17 protein-coding genes and 1 pseudogene are annotated in these 21,788 nt (G+C 71.0%); 12 read left to right on the top strand and 6 right to left on the bottom strand.

The window, feature by feature from the left end:
- Positions 1-21: 21 nt before the first annotated feature.
- The 5 genes from FCI23_RS14825 to FCI23_RS14805 form a co-directional block, all read right to left on the bottom strand.
- The gene (locus FCI23_RS14825; RefSeq protein ID WP_136724322.1) at positions 22-504 is read right to left on the bottom strand and encodes a GNAT family N-acetyltransferase; all 483 of its coding nucleotides are present in this window, start codon (positions 502-504) and stop codon (positions 22-24) included.
- Positions 505-1,048: 544 nt separating this feature from the next.
- Positions 1,049-2,311: an NAD(P)/FAD-dependent oxidoreductase gene (locus FCI23_RS14820; protein WP_136724320.1), complete on the bottom strand. Its 1,263-nt coding sequence runs from the start codon at positions 2,309-2,311 to the stop codon at positions 1,049-1,051.
- Positions 2,312-2,566: 255 nt separating this feature from the next.
- Positions 2,567-3,937 carry a deoxyguanosinetriphosphate triphosphohydrolase gene (locus FCI23_RS14815; protein ID WP_136724317.1) on the bottom strand — a complete coding sequence of 457 codons (1,371 nt, stop codon included), beginning with the start codon at positions 3,935-3,937 and terminating at the stop codon, positions 2,567-2,569.
- A gap of 48 nt (positions 3,938-3,985) precedes the next feature.
- A complete protein-coding gene (locus FCI23_RS14810; protein ID WP_246143711.1) occupies positions 3,986-4,861 on the bottom strand; it encodes a sirohydrochlorin chelatase in 876 nt (291 codons plus the stop codon).
- A gap of 270 nt (positions 4,862-5,131) precedes the next feature.
- Entirely contained in the window at positions 5,132-5,572 is a 441-nt protein-coding gene (locus FCI23_RS14805; protein ID WP_136724314.1) for a gamma-glutamylcyclotransferase family protein, read from the bottom strand.
- 122 nt (positions 5,573-5,694) lie between these two features.
- On the opposite strand from FCI23_RS14805, the gene FCI23_RS14800 reads away from it, so the two are divergent.
- From FCI23_RS14800 to FCI23_RS14750, 11 genes and pseudogenes are all read left to right on the top strand, one after another.
- Positions 5,695-6,408: a SanA/YdcF family protein gene (locus FCI23_RS14800; protein WP_136724312.1), complete on the top strand. Its 714-nt coding sequence runs from the start codon at positions 5,695-5,697 to the stop codon at positions 6,406-6,408.
- Between the two features lie 68 nt (positions 6,409-6,476).
- Positions 6,477-8,594 carry a molybdopterin oxidoreductase family protein gene (locus FCI23_RS14795; protein ID WP_136724309.1) on the top strand — a complete coding sequence of 706 codons (2,118 nt, stop codon included), beginning with the start codon at positions 6,477-6,479 and terminating at the stop codon, positions 8,592-8,594.
- 96 nt (positions 8,595-8,690) lie between these two features.
- A complete protein-coding gene (locus tag FCI23_RS14790; protein ID WP_136724306.1) occupies positions 8,691-9,266 on the top strand; it encodes a Uma2 family endonuclease in 576 nt (191 codons plus the stop codon).
- Positions 9,267-9,379: 113 nt separating this feature from the next.
- Positions 9,380-10,717 (top strand): NAD(P)/FAD-dependent oxidoreductase, encoded by a 1,338-nt coding sequence (locus tag FCI23_RS14785; protein ID WP_136724303.1) that lies wholly within the window; start codon positions 9,380-9,382, stop codon positions 10,715-10,717.
- Positions 10,718-10,719: 2 nt separating this feature from the next.
- Entirely contained in the window at positions 10,720-13,290 is a 2,571-nt protein-coding gene (gene nirB / locus FCI23_RS14780; RefSeq protein WP_136724300.1) for a nitrite reductase large subunit NirB, read from the top strand.
- Positions 13,287-13,613, top strand: coding sequence for a nitrite reductase small subunit NirD (gene nirD / locus FCI23_RS14775; RefSeq protein WP_136724297.1), 327 nt, complete (start codon positions 13,287-13,289; stop codon positions 13,611-13,613). Before nirB ends, nirD begins: the two co-directional genes overlap by 4 nt.
- Positions 13,614-13,626: 13 nt before the next feature.
- On the top strand, positions 13,627-14,274 hold the full coding sequence (locus FCI23_RS14770) for a PhzF family phenazine biosynthesis protein (protein WP_136724294.1): 648 nt from the start codon (positions 13,627-13,629) through the stop codon (positions 14,272-14,274).
- Positions 14,275-14,396: 122 nt separating this feature from the next.
- A pseudogene (locus FCI23_RS14765) lies at positions 14,397-14,675 on the top strand (fibronectin type III-like domain-contianing protein); the annotation flags it as partial.
- Between the two features lie 96 nt (positions 14,676-14,771).
- Positions 14,772-14,957, top strand: coding sequence for an antitoxin (locus FCI23_RS14760; RefSeq protein WP_136724289.1), 186 nt, complete (start codon positions 14,772-14,774; stop codon positions 14,955-14,957).
- A 159-nt stretch (positions 14,958-15,116) separates the two neighbouring features.
- Positions 15,117-16,034: an oxidoreductase gene (locus tag FCI23_RS14755; RefSeq protein WP_136724287.1), complete on the top strand. Its 918-nt coding sequence runs from the start codon at positions 15,117-15,119 to the stop codon at positions 16,032-16,034.
- Between the two features lie 200 nt (positions 16,035-16,234).
- Complete coding sequence (locus FCI23_RS14750; RefSeq protein WP_136724285.1) at positions 16,235-16,777, top strand: hypothetical protein; 543 nt, start codon at positions 16,235-16,237, stop codon at positions 16,775-16,777.
- 508 nt (positions 16,778-17,285) lie between these two features.
- Here FCI23_RS14750 and ppdK read toward each other — a convergent pair.
- The gene (gene ppdK, locus FCI23_RS14745) at positions 17,286-20,051 is read right to left on the bottom strand and encodes a pyruvate, phosphate dikinase (RefSeq protein WP_407645959.1); all 2,766 of its coding nucleotides are present in this window, start codon (positions 20,049-20,051) and stop codon (positions 17,286-17,288) included.
- 363 nt (positions 20,052-20,414) lie between these two features.
- Here ppdK and FCI23_RS14740 point away from each other — a divergent pair, with 363 nt between their 5' ends.
- A complete protein-coding gene (locus tag FCI23_RS14740; RefSeq protein ID WP_136724279.1) occupies positions 20,415-21,779 on the top strand; it encodes an MGH1-like glycoside hydrolase domain-containing protein in 1,365 nt (454 codons plus the stop codon).
- Positions 21,780-21,788 lie beyond the last annotated feature (9 nt).

Here is a 21,788-nt window from a genome sequence, read left to right as displayed (position 1 = left end):
TCCCGGCCCGATCATCGCGGCTCAGCCCAGCTTCGTGACGAATACGTGGTGCGGGCCGATCGGCGCGATCTCGAACTCCTCGCCGGTCGCGTTGAAGCCCTGGTGCTCGTAGAAGCCACGGGCGGACGTACGGCCGTTGCACCAGGCCAGCCGCGCGCCCCGGACCGCCGCCTCGGCGAGCCCGGCGCGCAGCACCGCGGCGCCGTAGCCCTGGCCCCGGACCTCGGGGGCGCTGGCCATGCCACGGAATCGGTAGGCCGGTGCCGCGGCCTCGCCGGGGAACACCGTCTCACCGGGGAACACCGTCTCACGGGGGAAGGGCTCCGGGAAGAAAGTCACGCAGCCGGCCACGGTGCCCGCGTCGTCGTAGGCCGCGACATGGAAGGTGCCCTCCTGGGCGTCCTCCGGATAGACGGCGGTCTCCCGCGGCAGGCCGGTACGCAGAACGGCCCATCTCAGGGCGAAGATCTCGCCGACGGGCACGATCTTGGTGGGGGGCTCCATGACCGACATGTTACGAGTCGCCATCGCCGGGCGCCGTACGGGACCGGACCGGGGGACCCGAAAGGGTGGTCCGGTGCGAGTCGGCCCTGCGGGACGTTGCCGGTGGGCTGCCCGGCCGACCGCCCGTGGTGAAGGCACCACCGTCGAGCACCTGGCGGTGAACCCGCTCAACCGCGAGCTCAGGCCGTGCCCGGCCAAGTGGCATCCACCGTCGCGGGAGTTCGAGGACGCTCGTCCCGAACGTCCGGCGCTGGCGGCATCAGCACCGGCTCCTCCGCCCAGGGCAGCGTGTCCCGCCGCGCCGCGTTGCGCACACCGGGGAACGCCGCCTGGGCAGCCGGGCAGCGGGCAGGGCCTAGGGCCTGCCCGGTCGATCTCCGCGGCGTCGCGTGCCCTGGCACTGGGGGCACCTCCCGGCCGAAGGCTGGGGGAGCTCGCGGCGTTGTCGTCGGTCGACGACGCTCCGCGTCGCCTCCCTCCTCCGCCTTGCGATCACAGGCGCCAGACCCCGCTCCTTCCTCCACGGAGATCGACCGGACAGGCCCTAGTCCAGGAGGTCACTGAGCGGCACGGAGGGGTCGGACAGCCGGTCCGGGTCGATCTGGCGGCCGGAGCGGATCAGCTGCTGAATGGGGTCCGTTACATCCCATACGTTTACATTCATCCCGGCCAGTACCCGGCCGTCACTGAGCCAGAAGGCGATGAACTGCCGCTTGCCGACATCGCCACGGGCCAGCACCTGGTCGTACGTGCCGGGAGCGGCGTGGCCGGAGAACTCCATGCCCAGGTCGTACTGGTCGGTGAAGAAGTACGGCACCCGGTCGTAGACCACGTCCTGGCCGAGCATCGCGCGGGCGGCGACCGGGCCGCCGTTGAGGGCGTTCGCCCAGTGCTCGACGCGTAGCCGCCCGCCCAGGAGCGGGTGCTGGGCGTTGGCGACATCCCCGGCGGCGTAGATGTCCGGGTCCGAGGTGCGCAGCGAGGAGTCGACGGCGATGCCGCCGCCCGCCGCCCGGTCGGCGAGCTCCAGGCCCGCCGCCTCGGCGAGGGCGGTGCGCGGAGCGGCGCCGATGGCGGCGAGGACGTCGTGGGCGGGGTGCTCCTCGCCGTCGTCGGTCTGCACGGCGAGCACCATGCCGTCCTGGCCGGTGATCTCGGTGAGCCGGGCACCGAAGTGGAAGCGCACGCCGTGCTCGCGGTGCAGGTCGGCGAAGACCTCGCCGAGCTCCGGGCCGAGCACCGAGTGCAGTGGCGTCGGCGCCGGCGCGACGATGGTGACCTCGACGCCGTAACCGCGCGCCGCTGCCGCCACCTCCAGGCCGATCCAGCCCGCGCCCGCGATCACCAGTTGGCCGTTCTCCCGGCCGAGCGAGGTCAGGACATGCTTCAGGCGCTCGGCGTGGGCAAGCCGACGCAGGTGGTGGACGCCGGCCAGGTCGGTGCCGGGGATGTCGAGGCGGCGGGGCTCGCTACCGGTTGTGAGCAGCAGCTTGTCGTACGGGAGGGTGGCGCCGTCGCCGAGGGTGACACACTTCGTGGCACGGTCGAGATGGACGACCGGCTGGCCCAGGTGCAGTTCGACATCGTGCTCGGCGTACCAGCCGGGCTGCTGTACGAAGACCGAGTCGCGCTCCTCGTTGCCGATCAGGAAGCCCTTGGAGAGTGGAGGCCGCTCATATGGGTGGTCGCGTTCGTCGCCAATGAGTATCACTCGCCCGGTGAACCCCTCGGAACGGAGCGTCTCGGCGGCCTTCGCCCCCGCAAGCCCCCCTCCAACGATGACGAAGGTCTGATCTGCGTCCACCACTTGGCGCCTCCTTGCTGCTGCTGCCCCGGCCTCCGGCATATACCGTCCCAGTGAGCCTCCCTCAGAGTAAGGCCCACGTGAAGAGCGCCGCGCCGACTGACTGAGGTGCGGCCCCGGGAGCGCGCTCCCGGGGCCGTGTCCCCCGATCATGAACGGCGCTTTCGCCGCCGTGCGACGCTCTCCCCCAGCCTTCGGCCGAAAGATGCTCCCACCAGCCACCGGTGGCCGCCGTGGCCGCCCACGGCCGGACAGGCCCTAACGGCCGCCGGTGAGATGCGCGTGCAGCACGGTCGCCGACGCGTCCGTCAGTGACGCGATCTGGTCCACCACCGCCCGCTGCCGCGCCCGGTCGTCGGACGCCGCCTCGTATATCCCCCGGAACTGCGGGTCCAGCCCGTCGGGCGCACGGGCCAGCAGCGCCTGCGCCAGCTCCCCGATCACGATCCGCTGCCGGGCGCGGCGCCGCTCCTGTGCCTCGCGCTGCATGACGTACCGGTCCGCGACCGCCTTCAGCACCGCGCACTCCAGCCGCTGCTCGCGGGGCACCATCAGCTCCGCCCCGTACCGGGTCAGCCGGCCCGTGCCGTACGCCTCGCGGGTGGCGCGCTCGGCGGCGAGGCAGAAGCGGCCGATCAGCTGGGAGGTCGTGTCCTTCAGCCGGGCCTGCGCGAGGGCCGAGCCGTCGTAGCCGTGCGGCCACCACACCTGGTCCAGGAGGCGGTCCAGCGCCTCCGCCAGCTCCTCCGGCGCCGCGCCTGGCGCATAGCGGGCGGCGGCGACCCGGAAGATCTCGCGCCGTTCCGGCGCGGCGAGGAGGAGGTCCGGGTCGAGGTGGCCGGCGTGCAGGCCGTCCTCCACGTCGTGCACGGAGTACGCGACGTCGTCGGCCCAGTCCATTACCTGCGCCTCGAAGCACGTACGGTCGCTCGGCGCGCCGTCGCGGAGCCATTCGAACACCGGCACATCGTCCTCGTACACCCCGAACTTGGGGCTGCCGGGAGTCGTCGGGTGGCCGCCCCGCGACCAGGGGTACTTGGTGGCGGCGTCGAGCGCGGCCCGGGTGAGATTCAGCCCTACGCTCACCATGCTGCCGTCGCTGCAGTGCACGAACCGCTTCGGTTCGAGACGGGTCAGAATGCGCAGCGACTGCGCGTTGCCCTCGAAGCCGCCGCAGTCCTCGGCGATTTCGGCGAGCACCAGCTCGCCGTTGTGGCCGAACGGCGGATGGCCCAGATCGTGCGCCAGGCACGCCGTCTCCACCAGATCCGGGTCGCAACCCAGCGCCGCCCCCAACTCCCGGCCGACCTGCGCGCACTCCAGGCTGTGCGTGAGGCGGGTACGCGGGCTCGTATTGACCGCGGACTGGTTGTCCACCGGGTCGACCACCTGCGTCTTGCCTGCCAGCCGGCGCAATCCCGCGGAGTGAAGCACCCTGGCCCGGTCCCGCTGGTAAGCCGTCCGGCCCGGCCGCTTGTCCGGCTCGGCCACATACCTCTCCATGTCCGCCCGGCTGTAAGGGCCGTAACGCTCATACGGCCCGAGCTGCTGCTGAGGTGCGGATGAAGATGCGGCCGCTGCTGCTTCGGCGGCTGCTTCGGCGGCTGCCGCCTGGTGGTTCCCGTCCATACGCTGACGGTAACTCTCCGCAGTGACAACTGGCCCCCGGCGGCGCCGTTACAAGGTGGCCAGTCGCAGGCTGTCCCCCTGGCCGGCGTGGGCCGCGAGCGCCTGGTCGTAACGGTCCAGGACGAGCCTGGCCATGGCGGGGTGCGCCCCCAACGGCGCCGCTGTGAGCCAGGGCGCCGCTGCGGCGGTCTCGGTGGCGAAGCGGCCGGGGGCGGTGAAGTACGAGGCCAGGGCGATGCGGTGGTGGCCCCGTGAGGTGAGGATCCGGACCGAGTCGGCGACCGTCGCGCCGCCCGCGGAGGCGAAGGCTGGGAGTACGGGGATGCCGCCGAGGCGGGCGCTCAGGAGGGCGGCGGCCTGGTCCGTGTCCCGGGCGGAGTCGGGATCACGGGAGCCTGCGGCGGCGAGGATGACCGCGGATCGGGGACTCGTACGGTGACCATGGCGGTATCCGGCCTCCACGAGGCGGGCGTGCAGGGCCTCCGCGAGCAGCGGGTGCGGGCCAAGCGGCGCCGCGATGCGGCCCTGGAGGTGCGGGGCGCGGGCGAGGGCCTGGGGCAGGTCCTGCTTGACGTGGTAGCCGCGGCCGAGCAGGAGCGGGACGAGTACGGCCTCGCCCCGCAGCGCGGCGAGGGTGTCGTCGAGCGGCGGCTCGTTCAGCTCGATGTGGCCGAGCCGCACCGGCACGTCCGGGCGCAGGGCGTGGACCCGGGCGAGGAGGGCCTTCGCGGTACGCAGCGCCCCGGGATCGCGGCTGCCGTGCGCCACCGCGACGAGAGCCGGGGGGCAGCGGCTGGCGGGCGGCCGGGCCAGCCCGGAGAGCTGGCTGCTGAGCTGGGCCGTGATCTGGGACATGATCTGCGCCGTACTGTCGAAGTGTTCCGGTCCGGGACCGCTGCGGTGAGTGGTTACGGATGCCGTCATGGTCCGAGTGTGGCGGAGCGGGGTTGCGGGGCAGTTGCGCGAGCATCACGGCTGATTTCGGCGACTTCACCGCCCCGTAGCGGCGATGGTGAGGAACCTGTCAGGATATTTGAGACACCAGTGTGACGGGCGGGACGGGGGCTCATACGTCATGACCACGCCCGGGTTACGGAGACCGCGTGCGACGCCGCCGGTTGCACCTTCCTGGGCAGACCGCAGCATGCCCTGCCGGGGCGTTCCAGTGCAGCACTGAGCGCCAGCCAGACCGCGTCAGCGACGCTTCCAGTCCCCGCCTGGGATGCGCCGCCCGTCGGCCCGCAGCGCGCGCTCCAGGGCCGCCCCGGCCAGGTACACCCACGCGGTGACCGTTCCCGGGCCGTTTGCGCGCACCTCGCGGGCGACCCGTTCGTACAGGTTGGCGTCCCTTCCCGGTACGTACTCCTCCAGCCGGTCCAGGTCGGCGAGCACCTGGTCGTAGAGCTCCGGCAGCGGCTCGATCAGTTCGCCGACGACCCGGCTGATGACCCGGCCGCCGTCGGGGTCGTCGAAGGCGTACGGGTACCCCGGCCCGTCGTACAGGGCCGCGCCGGACAGCACGGCTGGGACCTCGGACTCGATCCGCCCGCGAAGCAGCGAGTCGTGGTTGGCCTCGCCGGGGCGGAGCGTGCCGTAGACGAAGAACGACAGGCGGGGGCGGTCATCGTGGCGCACGTGGCCATGCTGCCGCACCGCTTGTGGGGCGTTGTCAGGGAGTCACTTAGAGTGATTGCCATCGGGATTGGCGCAACCGTGCCGGACCGCTGTGCGTCGGATCATGGGACGGGGGACCAGCGATGGCCAGGGGAGGGCGTGTGCGCAAGCTACTACGGCTACGGCTGCGGATGCCGAGTACGAGGCGCGGATGGCGGCGCCTCGTGCAGATCGTGATGCTCGGTGTGGTGCTGGCGCTGCTGCCGGGCGCGTGGTTGCAGGCCTCGGCCTCGGGGCGGGTGCGGACGTTGGCGGATGTGCCGCAGGCACCAGTGGCGGTGGTGTTCGGGGCGGGGCTGACGCCGTCCGGGCCGTCGCCGTATCTGGCGCATCGGCTGGACGCGGCGGCGGAGCTGTACCAGGACAAGAAGATCAAGGCGATCCTTGTCACCGGTGACAACAGCCGCACCGACTACGACGAGCCGACCACCATGCGTGCGTATCTGGAGAAGCACGGCGTGCCTGCGGCCAAGATCGTGCTGGACTACGCGGGCTTCGACACCTGGGACTCCTGCGACCGCGCCAAGCGGATCTTCGGCGTGGACCGGGCGATCCTGGTCAGCCAGGGCTTTCACATACGCCGGGCGTTGGCACTGTGCGCCGCTGCGGGCATCGACGCGTACGGGATCGGCGTGGACGAGCGACACGACGTCACATGGTGGTACGGCGGCGCACGGGAGGTCGCGGGTGCCGGGAAGGCGGCCTACGACGCCGTGTTCACGCCCGATCCGCATCTCCTCGGACCGAAGGAGCCGGGAGTGGCCCGAGCCCTCACAGCGCGGGTCGCCGCGCGCTGAGGGGGGTTTACCGGCGGCGTAACCCGGGGGCGGACGCAGCGAAACACGCCGGAAGCATGCTGACGGCCATGAGCACCCCCGCAATCGACACGCATTGCCCCTACTGCGCCCTGCAGTGCGGCATGGGACTCAGGCCGTCCGAGGGCGGCGTCGAGGTGGTGGAGTGGGCCGACTTCCCCGTGAACAGGGGCGCGCTGTGCGGCAAGGGCCGCACAGCGCCCGAAGTGCTCTCCTCTCGCGTGCGGCTGACCGGGCCGCTGATCCGCAGCCGCACCACGGGTCGGCTCGAACCGGCCGGCTGGGAGGAGGCCCTGGACCGGGTCGCCGAAAGGCTGGTGCGGGCACGGGCAGGTCATGGGCCCGACGCGGTGGGGGTGTTCGGGGGTGGCGGGCTGACCAACGAGAAGGCGTACGCGCTGGGGAAGTTCGCCCGGGTCGTGCTGCGGACCTCGCAGATCGACTACAACGGACGGTTCTGCATGTCGTCGGCCGCGGCCGCGCACCAGAGGGCCTTCGGGCTGGACCGGGGGCTGCCGTTCCCGCTGGAGGACATCCCGAGGACCGGGTGCGTGATCCTCGTCGGGTCCAATCCCGCCGAGACGATGCCGCCCGCGCTGCGCTACTTCACCCGGCTGAGGGAGAACGGCGGCAAGCTGATCGTCGTCGACCCGCGCCGGACCCGCACCGCCGAACAGGCCGACCTGCATCTACAACCCCGGCCGGGGACGGACCTGGCGCTGGCGCTGGGGCTCCTGCACCTCGTGGTCGCCGACGGGCTCCTCGACGAGGGCTTCATCGCCGGCCGCACGACCGGCTGGGAGAACGCCCGCTCGGCGGCGATCTCCCACTGGCCCGAGCTGGTGGAGCGGATCACCGGCGTGCCGGTGCCGCAACTGCGCGAGGCCGTCGCGATGTTCTGCGGTGCGCCGGACAGCATGGTGCTCACCGCACGCGGCCCCGAGCAGCAGTCCAAGGGCACCGACACCGTCAGCGCCTGGATCAACCTCTGCCTGGCCACCGGGCGCGCCGGGCGCCCCCTGTCCGGCTACGGCTGCCTCACCGGCCAGGGCAATGGACAGGGCGGCCGCGAGCACGGCCAGAAGGCCGACCAACTACCCGGCTACCGCAAGCTCGACGACCCGGCGGCACGCGCGCATGTCGCCGGGGTCTGGGGCGTCGACGCCGACGACCTGCCGGCGCCCGGCCGCAGCGCCTACGAGCTACTGGACGCACTCGGCGGGGACGTGAAGGCTCTGCTGCTGATGGGGTCCAACCCGGTGGTCTCGGCACCTCGCGCCGCGCACATCACGGAGCGGATCGCCTCGCTGGACTTCCTCGCGGTGTGCGATGTCGTCCTCTCGGAGACGGCCGCGATGGCGGATGTGGTGCTCCCCGTCACGCAGTGGGCCGAGGAGACCGGCACCACGACCAACCTGGAGGGCCGGGTCCTGCTGCGCCGCAAGGCGATCGACCCGCCGCCGGGGGTCCGCAGCGACCTCGACGTCCTGCACGGGCTCGCCGCCCGGCTCGGCTGGGAGAAGGGCTTCCCCACGGACCCGGAGGAGGTCTTCGACGAGCTGCGCCGTGCCTCGGCCGGCGGGCCGGCCGACTACTCCGGGATCACTTACGAGCGGATCGCTGCGGAGGACGGAGTCTTCTGGCCCTGTCCCGACGCTTCCGCTGGGGCTGGGGCTGGGGCTGGGGCTGGGGCCCATCCGGGCACCCCACGGCTCTTCCTCGACCGGTTCGCGACCCCTGACGGCCGGGCCCGCTTCATCCCCGTACTCCACCGCCCCTCGGCCGAGGAGCCCGACGCCGACTACCCCCTGTATCTGACGACCGGCCGGGTCCTCACCCACTACCAGTCCGGCGCCCAGACCCGCCGCGTCCCCGAGCTCAACGCCGCCGCCCCCGGCCCGTACGTCCAGCTCCACCCCCGCCTCGCCGACCTCCTCGGGATAGCCGACGGCGAGCCGGTCGCCGTCACCTCCCGGCGCGGCCGTGCGGTCGCCCCCGCGCTGATCAGCCGGGCGATCCGGGCCGACACGGTGTTCATGCCGTTTCACTGGGCGGGCGAGGGGCGGGCGAATACGCTCACCAATCCCGCCCTCGACCCGACGTCCCGGATGCCGGAGTTCAAGGTGTGCGCGGTGCGGGTGGAAGCAGCCGGTCACTCTCCGGAGTGAATGCGGGCCCGGCTCACCCGTACGGCGGTTACGCTGGACGCGTCTACGAACGCTTATGGGGAGGGCCGCCTAGTGACCGCCACATTGGATGCGCCGATGTCTTCTGCCGCCGAGTTGCCGCTGCCCTTCCCCCGTCTGCTCGACATACTTGAGGACCTCGATCAACGCATTCCGGAGGGGTTCAAGGTAGAGATCGTCGGGGAGAGCATCGTCATGTCGCCGTGGTCGAAGGGGGCCTATCTGCCAATCATGCGGAGCCTGACTCGCCAGCTCAACCAACATGCGCCGGAGAACCACGTCGCGGACGTCGCCCCGTGCCTGTACGTCTTCCCCTCCGTAAGCCGTGCTTTCGGACCGGACATTCATGTGGCTGATGCGGACGCAGTAGTCGTGGACAGTATCCGGCTCCCCGGCGAGGCGCTCTCCCTGGCAGCCGAGCTGACCTCCGGTTCCACTCGTGGCAATGACTGGGGCGACAAGCTGGAGGCCTACGGCAAGGCGGGAGTGCCGGTCTATCTCCTGGTCGACATGCAGAAGGAAACCGTCTCGGTGTTCTCCGCACCGTCCGACCACGGCTATCAGTCCAGCTCGACCGTGGAGTTCGGCCAGAAGATCCACATCCCTGAGCCGTTCGACTTCACGCTGGACACCTCCTCCTTCTCCGTCGCCTGACTCCCAAGCATCCGTAGTCTCACAGCCCGGCTCAGCGCCCGCTGAGGGCACTGTTCCTTTCGGGAAACCGCCAGGATGCTGCCGGGAAACAGCCGCCCCGCACGCTCGTAAGCATGAAGATTGCGGTGGTCGGCGGCGGAATGGCGGGGGCGCGCCTCGCGCAACAGCTCGCGCCGTGTGGCGACGTGGACGTCACGCTGATCGGCGAGGAGCAGCACGCGCCGTACAACCGGGTGCTGCTCGCCGAGGTGCTGGCGGGGCGGTACGCACCGGAAGTCGTGGCGCTGCCGGAGGTCCCCGGGGGTGCGGTCCGGTGCGGGGTGCGGGTGGTGCGGATCGACCGGGGCGACCGGGTGGTGCGCTGCGACGACGGAAGCACGGTCCCGTATGACGCGCTGGTGCTGGCGACGGGCTCGAACCCCGTACTGCCGCCGCTGCGGGGGCTGTACGAGGAGGGGCAGCGCGAACTGCCGCCCGGGGTGCACGCCTTCCGGACGATGGACGACTGCCTGGCGCTGTCGCAGGCGCTGGCCGGGGAAGGCATACGGGCCGTGGTGATCGGCGGCGGGCTGCTCGGCGTCTCGGCGGCGCGGGCGCTGGCCGCGCGCGGGGCGCAGGTGGTGCTGGCCCAGGAGGGCGAGTACCTCATGGAGCGGCATCTCGATGAGGCCGCCGCGAAGCTGCTGCGCACGCATCTGGAATCGCTCGGCATTGAGGTCCACACCGAGTGCCGGGTGCGCGGTCTGCGACAGGGCCGTTGCCATCAGGTCGAACTGGCCGACGGCTACCGGCTCGACGCCGACGTGGTGGTGCTCGCCTGCGGCGTACGGCCCCGGGTGGGCCTCGCTCAGGCGGCCGGGCTGGACGTCGCCAAGGGCATTGTCGTGGATGACGAGCTGCGCACCTGCGACCCGGACATCTACGCGATCGGCGACTGCGCCCAGCACGCCGGTGTCGTGTACGGCCTGGCGGGCCCGGCCCGCGAGCAGGCGGATGTGCTGGCGCGCATTCTCGCGGCGGGCGCGCCTGCGGCGGGCCTCTCCCCTGGCCCTCCCCCAGCTACCGCTGGGAGGTGCCCCCACCTTCCCGAAACCAGGGAGGCCCCGCCCCCATGGACCCCCCGGTCCTCAAACGCCGGACGGGCTGAGTTGTCCCGCTACACCGGCACCCGGACGCTCACCCGGCTCACCCTGAACGGTCCCGGCCCCCTCGACATCGCCGCCTTCGGCGACCCCGTGCCTGCCCCCGGCGACGACGTGCTGCGCCTCTCGGACGCGACAAAAGGCGCGTACCGCAAGGTCGTGATGCGCGGCGACCGCCTGGTCGGCGGCATCCTGCTCGGCGACCTCGCCGCTGTGGGCACCCTCGCCCGCACCTGGGAGAGCGACGAACCGCTGCCCTCCGGCCCAACCCCACTGCTTCACCTGCTCACCAACGACGGAGGGTCCTGACGATGACCACGCCCACGATCGTGCTGGTCGGCCACGGGATGGTCGGACAGCGATTCCTGGAGGCGCTGGCCGACCGGGACCTGACCTCGCGCGCCCGGGTGATCGTGCTCTGCGAGGAGCCGCGCCCCGCGTACGACCGCGTCCAGCTGACCTCGTACTTCTCCGGAACGACCCCTGAGGGGCTCTCTCTCGTCGAGGCCGGGTTCATGGAGAAGCACGGCATCGAGCTCCACCTCGGCGACCCGGCGGTCACCATCGACCGCGAAGCGCGGACCGTGACCGCCCGCTCCGGGCTGACCGTCGCGTACGACACCCTGGTCCTCGCCACCGGCTCGTACCCCTTCGTGCCACCCGTCCCCGGCAAGGACGCGGCCGGCTGCTTCGTCTACCGCACGGTCGAGGACCTCCTCGCGATCGAGGAGTACGCCATGACCTCGCGCACCGGCGCGGTGGTCGGCGGCGGGCTGCTCGGCCTGGAGGCGGCCGGCGCGCTGAAGGGGCTGGGGCTGACCACGCACATCGTGGAGTTCAACCCGCGCCTGATGTCCCTCCAGGTCGACGAGGGCGGCGGGGCCGCGCTGCGCCGCACCGTCGAGGACATGGGACTGATCGTGCACACGGGCGTCGGCACCCAGGAGATCGTGACCGGCCCGGACGGCTCGGTCACCGGGATGTCGTTGTCCGACGGCTCCGCTCTCGACGCCGATCTCGTCGTCTTCTCGGCGGGCGTACGGCCCCGGGACCAGCTCGCCCGCGAGTGCGGGCTGCCGGTCGGCGAACGCGGCGGCATCGTCGTCGACGAGCGGTGCCGTACGGCGGACGAGGCTGTCTACGCCATCGGTGAGTGCGCGCTCGCCTCCGACGGCCGGGTGTACGGGCTGGTCGCCCCCGGCTACCAGATGGCCGAGGTCGCCGCCAACGCCATCGCGGGCGAGGCAGGTACCTTCGACGGCGCCGACCTCTCCACCAAGCTCAAGCTCCTCGGCGTCGACGTGGCGTCCTTCGGCGACGCGCACGGCGCCACCCCCGGCTGCCTGGACGTCCTCTACTCCGACTCCCGCTCCGGCGTCTACAAGAAGCTCGTCGTCTCCCCCGAGGGCGTCCTGCTCGGCGGCATCCTCGTCGGCGACGCCGACTCCTACGGCACGCTCCGCCCGCTCACCGGGTCCGTGCCCCCGGTCTCCCCCGGGCAGCTGGTGCTGCCCGCCGGATCGGGTGCGCCGGTCGCGCTCGGCGTCTCCTCGCTCCCCGACGAGGCGGTCATCTGCAGCTGCCACAACGTCACCAAGGGCACCATCCTGGCAGCCATCACCGAGCACTCCTGCACCACGGTCCCCGAAGTGCGGAAGTGCACGAAAGCCGGCACCGGCTGCGGCAGTTGCGTGAAGGTACTGGGCCAACTGCTGCCGCCCGCCGCCGACCAGGGGCTGTGCGGCTGCTTCGCCTTCACCCGCGCCGAGCTGTACGAGATCGTACGGGCGCTGCGCATCACCACGTACGCCGAACTCCTCGACCACCACGGCCGCGACACCGCCCGTGGCGGCGACGGCTGCGAGATCTGCAAGCCTGTCGTCGCCTCGGTCATCGCCTCCCTGGCCCCGGCCGTCGGCGCGTCCGGGCACATCCTGGACGGCGAGCAGGCCGCGCTGCAGGACACCAACGACCACTTCCTCGCCAACCTGCAGAAGAACGGCTCGTACTCGATCGTGCCGCGCATCCCGGGCGGCGAGATCACCCCCGAGAAGCTCATCGTGATCGGCGAGGTGGCCCGCGACTTCGGCCTCTACACAAAGATCACCGGCGGCCAGCGCATCGACATGTTCGGCGCCCGGGTCGAACAGCTCCCCATGATCTGGACCCGGCTGGTCGACGCCGGCTTCGAGTCCGGACACGCCTACGGCAAGTCGCTGCGCACCGTGAAATCCTGCGTCGGCCAGAGCTGGTGCCGCTACGGCGTCCAGGACAGCGTCCGGATGGCCATCGACCTTGAGCTGCGCTACCGGGGGCTGCGCTCACCGCACAAGCTCAAGTCAGCGGTCTCCGGCTGCGCACGCGAGTGCGCGGAGGCGCAGAGCAAGGACTTCGGTGTCATCGCCACCGCGAGCGGCTGGAACCTCTACGTCGGCGGCAATGGCGGCGCCACCCCGCGCCACGCGGACCTGCTCGCCCAGGACCTGAGCGACGCCGAACTCGTCCGGCTCATCGACCGCTTCCTGATGTTCTACATCCGCACCGCCGACCGCCTGGAGCGCACCTCCACCTGGCTGGAGCGCGTCGACGGCGGCCTCGGCCACATACGGGACGTCGTCGTGCACGATTCGCTCGGCATCTGCGACGAACTCGAAGCGCTGATGGCCGCCCACATCGCCAACTACCGCGACGAATGGGCCGACACCCTCAACGACCCCGAGCGCCTGCGCCGCTTCGTCTCCTTCGTGAACGCCCCCGATGTCCCAGACCCGTCCGTGAAATTCGTCCCCGAGCGCGATCAGGTCAAGCCCGACCTGCGGCTCCTCGCCGGGCCGGTCCTTCCCGTACGCACCCTCTCCCTCGAAGGGACGGCCGGCTCATGACCGTCGAACTCCTCCTCGCCGAAGAATGGTTCGCCGTCTGCGACCGCGACCTCCTCACCCCCGGCCGCGGCGTGGCGGCACTGCTGCCGGACGGCAACCAGGCCGCCGTCTTCGCCGACCGCCACGGCACGCTCTACGCGGTCGAGAACCGCGATCCGTTCACCGGGGCGTACGTCCTCTCGCGCGGCCTGCTCGGCTCCACGGCCGACGGCCGGCACTTCGTGGCCTCCCCGCTGCTCAAGCAGCGGTTCGACCTGGCGACGGGCCAGTGCCTCGACGATGACTCCGTGTCGGTGCCGGCCTTCACTGTCAGAGCCCGGTGATTCAATGATCCGCATGACCGATCTTGTGGTGCTGCGGGTCTTCTTCGGGCCGGACGGCCGTGGCGGCAATCTGCTCGGCGTCGTACGCGACGGAGCCGCCGTGCCCGGCAGCGAAGCGCGACAGAAGCTGGCCGCGAAGCTGGGCTACAGCGAGACCGTCTTCATCGACGACGAAGCGCGCGGCGAAGTGGACATCTACACTCCCAGCGTGCCTCTGCCCTTCGCCGGGCACCCGCTTGTCGGCACCGGGTGGCTGCTGAAGGCGGGCCTGCTCCGGCCGGCGGCCGGGGAAGTGCCCACTTGGGCGGAAGGTGACTTCACCTGGATCCGTGGGCGCGCGGAGTGGGCCCCCGGACGGCGGACCGAGCAGTACGCGTCCGTCGCCGAGATAGACGCTCTGCCCGCACCTCCGCCCGGCGAAGGCTGGCTCTACGCCTGGGCCTGGGCGGACGAGGCGACCGGCCGGGTCCGGGCTCGGGCGTTCCCCCGCCGGGGTGACGGCATCGTCGAGGACGAGGCGACGGGCGCCGCCGCCATCATCCTCACCGCCGAGCTCGGCATACCGCTCGACATCCGTCAGGGCACCGGCTCCCAGCTCCTCACCCGCCCGCGCCCGGACGGCTCGGTCGACGTCGGCGGCCGTGTCGCCGCATCCGGCTGACCTGATTCCGGCCCGTCCGGCGTTTCAGGACCCGAGTCTGGGGGCGGAGCCCTGCACGCGGCGGCGGCCGCATGTCGGACGCAGCCGGGAAGGGGCGGGGAGGGGAAAGCGCCGCAGGCTAGCCGGCTGAGCAGCCCGTGCGCCCGGTCGTCCGTCTGATCGGCTACGCCCGGGTGCCACTGGACCCGGGCGCGACGGCCGGGGTCCGCTTCGCTTTTCACGCCGACCTTGCCTCGTACACGGTCCGCGAGGGCCTGCGCATCGTCGAGCCCGGCGCCCTGGAGCTGCGGCTGGCCACCTCGTCCGTCGACGTACGCCACACAGTGCAGCTGACGCTGACCGGCGGCGAACGGGCGGTGGACCACCGCAGGCACCTGACCTGCGAGGTCCAGGTGAAGTGACGAGATTTGTCCGGTTCCATCAGGTTCCGGATGCACATTCCGCCCCTTACGGCGATCCTGGGGTGGAGTACGACATACCGGCAAGAAGGGACAGCCATGTCCATGCTCGACAAGATCAAAGACATGATCAAGGGTCACCCGCACCAGACCCGCCAGGGCGTCGAAAAAGCCGGCGACATGACCGACAAGAAGACCGGCGACAAATACACCCACCAGGTTGACACCGGTCAGCAGAAGCTCAACGAGCAGTTCGGCAATGACGAGAAGCCGCCCCACACCTGACGTGGCTCAGCCCTGACTCCCGCCCCCTGCCGCCTCGCGCCGCAGGGGGCGTTCGGCATGCGCCCGGCGCCTGGGCGTCGACCGGTAGCCGGTGCTCCGCTTAACCTGGCCGCGCTGGGCACGACAACGGGGGGACCACAGAGAGGCACCGGAGACACCATGGCCTGGAACGTGCACGACATCCCCGACCAGAGCGGCCGCACCGCCGTCGTCACCGGCGCGAACAGCGGCATCGGCTACTGCACCGCTCGTGAACTCGCCCGGAAAGGGGCAAGGATACTGCTCGCCTGCCGCAACGAGCTGCGCGGCAAGGAGGCGGTGGAGCGGCTCCAGAGTGAAGTGCCCTCCGCCCGGGTGGGGTACCGGCATCTGGATCTCGGGGACCTGTCCACCGTGCGGGCCTTCGCCAAGGATTACGACGACGAGCGACTGGACCTGCTGATCAACAACGCCGGTGTGATGGCACTGCCGTACGCCAAGACCGCCGACGGCTTCGAGACCCAGTTCGGGGTCAACCACCTCGGGCACTTCGCCCTCACCGGGCTCCTGCTGCCGCATCTCCTCGCCACACCCGGCGCGCGCGTCGTCAGCCTGTCCAGCTGGATGCACACCGCCGCCAACGTCGATCTCGGCGACCTCAACAGCGAGCGCCGCTACCGCCGCTGGAGCGCCTACAGCCGCTCGAAAAGCGCGAACCTGCTCTTCGTCCATGAGTTGGCCCGGCGCGTCGAGGCCGCCGGCGCCGGCCTCACAGCCGCCGCCGCGCACCCCGGCTACGCGTCCACCAACCTCCAGACCGAAAGCTCCAAGCTGGAGGGCCACCGCGCCCGCCGGCGCATGTGGGAGCTCGCCAACGGTGTCTTCGCCCAATCCGCGGACGCGGGAGCCCTCCCCGCCCTCTACGCCGCCACCGCCCCCGGCGTCCTCCCCGACTCCTACACCGGCCCCCGCCTCCTCGGCATGCGCGGCGAGCCCGCCCGCTCCCGCCGCGCCTCCTGGACACTCAACGACCGCACGGGCGAGCTGCTTTGGGCCGCCTCCGAGCAGCTGACAGGCGTCTCCTACGCGGGGCTTTGAGGCCAAGCCTCCTCCGTCGCGGGCTTTGCCGCCCGCTCGCCTGCCCGCCCGAGCAGCGGGCGGTTCGGCAGGCCCAGCCGCCCGCCGCCAGGCCGAACCGACGGGTGGGGAGCGGGGAGCGGACGCCCGGCGACTCGGGCACGGGCATCGGCCGGCGGCCCGCACTTGCCCCGCCCGGCCAGGGCGCCTAGCGTCGAGCCGTGACCAGCCACCTGTCGGACGACGCACTGCGCAAAAGCACGGGCCGCGGGTGGTCCGTGTGGTTTGCCGCACTCGACTCGTGGGGCGCCACGAGACACAGCCACACCGAGATAGCCCGGCACCTGGTACAGGCCCATGGCGTGCGGGGCTGGCACGCCCAGTCCATCACCAACGGCTATGAGCAGTCGCGCGGAATGCGCGCCGCGGGGCAGACCTGCGAGGGCGACTTCCAGGCCAGCGGCAACAAGACGATCAACGTCCCGCCGGTCCGCGTCACCGACGCGTTCACCGACGCGGAACTGCGCCGCCTGTGGCTGCCGGACGGGGACTTCACCGTACGCACCTCCCGCCCGGCGAAGTCCGTGACCGCCGACTGGGACGGCGGCACCAGCCGGGTGAGCGTGTACGTGGTCGTGCGGAGCACGGCGAAGTCACAGATCTCGCTCTCGCACACCAAGCTGCCGGACGGCGACTCGATGGTGGCGTACAAGGCGTTCTGGAAGGAGCGCCTGGCCGGGCTGAAGACGCTGCTGGAAAGCTGATGTGACGTCAGGCGTCAGAGAGCGGAGCCCGCCCGTTGGAGGCGTATCGCTGGCCGATCTGGGCCGTGAACCGTATTCGGGCGGCCGCAGGACTCGCGCCGCTGTCCGCTGCGAGGGCCGCCGCTGCCCGCGAGGACGTCGCTTTGGCGGAGCCGCGCTCCCGCTCCCGCCGCGGACGACGGGCCGGCGCTGACGTCGTTCGCCGGGGCGCTGAACACTGCCGCAGGCTCACTGTTCGCGACACCGCTCACGGGCGCACCGCATCCGGCAAGCGCCGTCCCCACGACGAGCAGGACAAAGGCTCTCCTACGAGGTGATTCCGCCCGCCCACGGTCGCCGACCGCTCGCCATCGGGCCGTTGCCCGCGTCGTCTCTCTCACATCCGGTCAACCTGTCGGCACACGCGTCAGGTTGCCTCGACCGAACAATAAAGCGGGGGCGGCACCTCCGCACGAGGCGCCGCCCCCGGTGAGGGTGGAAATGGTCTATGGGGCCAAGCCCTACGGCCCTACCGGCTGTCGCTGCTCCTTTTCCCGGCCGCGGCGCGGCCTGCCTCCAGGCGGGCGACGGGGATGCGGAAGGGCGAGCAGGAGACGTAGTCCAGGCCGACCTCGTGGAAGAAGTGGACGGACTCCGGGTCGCCGCCATGCTCGCCGCAGACGCCGAGTTTGAGGCCGGGGCGGGTGGCACGGCCCGCTTCGGAGGCGGAGCGGACGAGAGCGCCGACGCCTTCGCGGTCGATGGTCTCGAAGGGGGAGACGCCGAAGATGCCCTTTTCGAGGTAGGCGGTGAAGAAGGAGGCCTCTACGTCGTCGCGGGAGAAACCCCAGACGGTCTGGGTGAGGTCATTGGTGCCGAAGGAGAAGAACTCGGCGGCCTCGGCGATCTGTCCGGCGGTGATGGCGGCGCGCGGGAGTTCGATCATCGTGCCGAGGGTGATCTTGAGGTCGGTGCCGGTGGCGGCCTGGACCTCGGCGATGACCTTCTCGGCCTCGTCGCGGACGATCTCCAGCTCCTGGACGGTGCCGACGAGCGGGATCATGATCTCGGGGCGGGGATCACCCTTGACGTTTCTGCGGTGGGCGGCGGCCTCGGCGATGGCCCGGACCTGCATGGCGAACAGGCCCGGGATGACAAGGCCGAGCCGGACGCCGCGAAGGCCCAGCATGGGGTTCTGCTCATGGAGCCTGTGGACGGCCTGGAGTAGGCGGAGGTCGTTCTCGTTGGAGTCCTTGCGGGACTCGGCGAGGGCGACGCGCACCGACAGTTCGGTGATGTCCGGCAGGAATTCGTGCAGCGGCGGGTCGAGGAGGCGTACGGTCACCGGCAGGCCGTCCATCGCTTCGAGGAGCTCGATGAAGTCGGCCTTCTGCAGCGGCAGCAAGGCACTCAGTGCCTCATCGCGCTCGGCGTCGGTGTCGGCGAGGATGAGCCGCTCGACCAGCTCGCGGCGCTCACCCAGGAACATGTGTTCGGTGCGGCACAGCCCGATGCCCTGGGCACCGAAGCGCCGGGCGCGGCTGGCGTCCTCGGCATTGTCGGCGTTGGCCCGTACGCGCAGGCGGCGTACCCGGTCGGCGTAGGCCATCATTCGGTGCACTGCCTGGACCAGCTCGTCGGCGTCGTCGGCGCCCGCGTGCATACGACCCTCGAAGTACTCGACGACGGGGGACGGGACGACCGGCACCTCGCCGACGTAGACCTTGCCCGAGGAGCCGTCGATGGAGACGACATCGCCCTCCTCGATCACGGCACCCCCAGGTACGGTCATCCGGCGCCGCTTGGTGTCGACCTCGAGCTCCTCGGCGCCGCAGACGCAGGTCTTGCCCATGCCCCGGGCGACGACGGCGGCATGCGAGGTCTTGCCACCGCGCGAGGTGAGGATGCCCTCGGCGGCGATCATGCCGTTGAGGTCGTCGGGGTTGGTCTCCCGGCGGATGAGGATGACCTTCTCGCCGGAGCGGGACCACTTGACGGCGGTGTACGAGTCGAAAACGGCCTTGCCGACCGCCGCGCCCGGGGAGGCGGCGATGCCCCACCCGATGCGCTGGCTCTTGGCGTGCTCCTCGAACCGGGGAAACATCAGCTGGGCGAGCTGGGCGCCGTTCACCCGCTGGAGGGCTTCCGCCTCGTCGATGAGGCCCTGGTCGACGAGCTGGGTGGCGATCCGGAAGGCGGCTGCCGCCGTCCGCTTGCCGACGCGGGTCTGGAGCATCCACAGCTTGCCGCGCTCGATGGTGAACTCGATGTCGCACAGGTCTTTGTAGTGCGTCTCGAGGGTGCTCATGATCTGCATGAGCTGGTCGTACGACGATTTGTCGAGCTGCTCCAGATCGGCGAGCGGGACCGTGTTGCGGATGCCCGCGACAACGTCCTCGCCCTGCGCGTTCTGCAGGTAGTCGCCGTAGACGCCCTGGTGGCCGCTGGCCGGGTCGCGGGTGAAGGCGACGCCGGTGCCGGAGTCGGCCCCCAGGTTGCCGAAGACCATGGAGCAGATGTTGACCGCGGTGCCCAGGTCGCCGGGGATGCGCTCCTGGCGCCGGTAGAGCTTGGCGCGGTCGGTGTTCCACGAGTCGAAGACCGCGCGGACCGCGAGGTCCATCTGCTCGCGCGGCTCCTGCGGGAATTCGTGGCCGGTCTGCTTGGCGACGATCTCCTTGAAGTGATCGACGAGCCGTTCCAGGTCCCCCGCGTCCAGGTCGAGGTCGTTGGGCGTGTTCTTGGCTCGTTTGGCCTCGTCCAGCGCCTCCTCGAAGAGTTCGCCGTCCACGCCGAGGACGGTCTTGCCGAACATCTGGATGAGGCGGCGGTAGGAATCCCACGCGAAGCGCTCATTGCCCGCCTGGGCGGCGAGCCCGGCGACCGAGGCATCGGACAGGCCGATGTTGAGGACGGTGTCCATCATGCCGGGCATGGAGAACTTCGCCCCGGAGCGGACGGACACCAGGAGGGGGTTGTCCGGCTGGCCGAGCCGCTTGCCCATCTGCCGCTCGAGCGCTTCGAGGTGCGCACTCACCTCGTTGCTTAGCGCCACCGGTTCGGCACCCGTCTCCAGATAGACCTTGCACGCCTCGGTGGTGATCGTGAAGCCCGGAGGGACGGGCAGACCGAGGTTGGTCATCTCGGCAAGGTTCGCGCCCTTGCCACCGAGCAGGTCCTTGAGGTCCTTGTTGCCCTCAGTGAAGTCATAAACGAACTTCTTGCTTACTTGATCTTCCGACACGGGACTCGCTCCTCGCGGCCGGGATGCCCTGACGGCGGGGAGCGTACCCATCTCCAAGGCGCCGCAGTGCGTCCATCACCACGTCACACGGCCGTAACCACCCATCCGCCGAAACATCGAAAGCAGAGGGGGGTCGCAGCCCATGCTTGAGTCTCTTCAAGAGTCGAACACATCAGCGCCACGAGTGATCAGCGGCGTCCGCCTCCGTTACGGAGCGCACTCATTCATCGATCAAGTGAATTAGACAACGATGACACCCAGTGCCACTCATTAGAGAGGTGTTCATTTCAACTGAGCGCTCGAATGAGCGGAGCGGTGATCAGAGTGGCGAGAATCACCCGGGTGGTCTCACTTTCCGGACGCCGAGCGCTCGCAGTTGCACCACCACCGCTCGGGCTGCTGGAATGCGCATCTATGCCCCGTACTCCGAACGATCGCGGCAAGCCCTGGATCGCTGCGGCCCCGGACAGCTGGGGCCGGCTGCACCGGGTCGCGGCCTGGGTCCTGCTCGGCAACTGGGCCGGCGGCTCGACCGTCCCCTCCCGCACCCTGTATCCGCACCAGTGGAGCTGGGACTCGGCCTTCATCGCCATCGGCCTCAGACACCTGTCCCCGCGCCGCGCCGGGCGGGAGCTGGAGACCCTCTTCGCCGCCCAGTGGGCGGACGGCCGGGTGCCCCACATCGTCTTCAACGACTCCGTCCCCGCCGACGCCTACTTCCCCGGCCCCGACTTCTGGCAGGCCGGCGTGCCGGGCGAGGCCGGGCTCATCAACACCTCCGGCATCATCCAGCCGCCCGTGCACGCCCTGGCCGCCTGGGAGGTGCACCGTACCGACCCCAATGACTCGCTGGACCGCGGCTTCCTGCACCGCCTCTACCCTCGGCTGGCCGCCTGGCACGACTACCTCCTGGGCCCCCGCGACCTCGGCGGCAGCGGCCTCGCCTCGATCGTCCATCCCTGGGAGTCCGGGATGGACAACAGCCCCTGCTGGGACAGCCCGCTCGCCCGGATCGCCCCCGCCGACCCCGGCTCGTACGAGCGCCGCGACCTCACCCACTCCGATGCCGCCGACCGCCCCACCGACCTCGACTACGGCCGCTACGTCCGGCTCTGCACGGACTACCGCGACCACGACTACGACGACGCCCGCACCGAACACGCCTTCGCCGTCGAGGACCCCTGCCTCAACGGCCTGCTGGCCGCCTCCGAGTACGCCCTCGCCGACATCGCCGCGGCGATCGGCAAGGACCCCGGCTTCCACCGCGCACGGGCCCAGGCCATCACCGCCGCCCTGCTGGAGCGCCTCTACGACCCCGAATCCGGCCTCTTCCGCTGCCGTGACCTGCGCGCCGACGGCGCTGACGGCTCCGACGCACTGATCGGCGAGGGCAGCGTGGCCGGTCTCGTCCCCCTGATCGTCGCGGACCTCCCCGAACCCGTCGTCCGCTCCCTCCTGGACACCCTCCGCGGCGACAACTTCGCACTGGGCCGCGTCCACATGGTCCCCAGCTACGACCTCACCGGCTCCGCCTTCGACCCGGCCCGCTACTGGCGGGGGCCCTCCTGGTTCAACGTGGGCTGGCTGCTCCACCGCGGCCTGCGCTCCTACGGGGCGACCCTGGACGCCAAGCGCCTGCGCGAGGACCTCCTGGAGGCCGCCGGCCGCACGGGCTTCGCCGAGTACGTGGACCCGCACACCGGCGACGGCCGCGGCATCCGCAGCTTCAGCTGGACGGCGGCCACGGCCCTGGACCTGATAGCGGAGGGCGCGGACTAGCGGACCAGC

The organism is Actinacidiphila oryziradicis (assembly GCF_005047355.1).
Classification (GTDB): domain Bacteria; phylum Actinomycetota; class Actinomycetes; order Streptomycetales; family Streptomycetaceae; genus Actinacidiphila; species Actinacidiphila oryziradicis.
Note: the sequence above shows the minus strand (reverse complement) of the source record. Positions and strands in the feature narration are given on the sequence as shown.

Bases quoted from the DNA above. Each gene is read 5' to 3' on its own strand.
- FCI23_RS14785 (WP_136724303.1), top strand. From the start codon at position 9,380: ATGAAGATTGCGGTGGTCGGCGGCGGAATGGCGGGGGCGCGCCTCGCG.
- FCI23_RS14740 (WP_136724279.1), top strand. From the start codon at position 20,415: ATGCCCCGTACTCCGAACGATCGCGGCAAGCCCTGGATCGCTGCGGCC.
- FCI23_RS14760 (WP_136724289.1), top strand. From the start codon at position 14,772: ATGTCCATGCTCGACAAGATCAAAGACATGATCAAGGGTCACCCGCAC.
- FCI23_RS14790 (WP_136724306.1), top strand. From the start codon at position 8,691: ATGTCTTCTGCCGCCGAGTTGCCGCTGCCCTTCCCCCGTCTGCTCGAC.
- FCI23_RS14800 (WP_136724312.1), top strand. From the start codon at position 5,695: ATGGCCAGGGGAGGGCGTGTGCGCAAGCTACTACGGCTACGGCTGCGG.
- FCI23_RS14770 (WP_136724294.1), top strand. From the start codon at position 13,627: ATGACCGATCTTGTGGTGCTGCGGGTCTTCTTCGGGCCGGACGGCCGT.
- nirD (WP_136724297.1), top strand. From the start codon at position 13,287: ATGACCGTCGAACTCCTCCTCGCCGAAGAATGGTTCGCCGTCTGCGAC.
- FCI23_RS14810 (WP_246143711.1), bottom strand. From the start codon at position 4,861: ATGACGGCATCCGTAACCACTCACCGCAGCGGTCCCGGACCGGAACAC.
- ppdK (WP_407645959.1), bottom strand. From the start codon at position 20,051: ATGGGTACGCTCCCCGCCGTCAGGGCATCCCGGCCGCGAGGAGCGAGT.
- FCI23_RS14755 (WP_136724287.1), top strand. From the start codon at position 15,117: ATGGCCTGGAACGTGCACGACATCCCCGACCAGAGCGGCCGCACCGCC.
- nirB (WP_136724300.1), top strand. From the start codon at position 10,720: ATGACCACGCCCACGATCGTGCTGGTCGGCCACGGGATGGTCGGACAG.
- FCI23_RS14795 (WP_136724309.1), top strand. From the start codon at position 6,477: ATGAGCACCCCCGCAATCGACACGCATTGCCCCTACTGCGCCCTGCAG.
- FCI23_RS14825 (WP_136724322.1), bottom strand. From the start codon at position 504: ATGGAGCCCCCCACCAAGATCGTGCCCGTCGGCGAGATCTTCGCCCTG.
- FCI23_RS14815 (WP_136724317.1), bottom strand. From the start codon at position 3,937: ATGGACGGGAACCACCAGGCGGCAGCCGCCGAAGCAGCCGCCGAAGCA.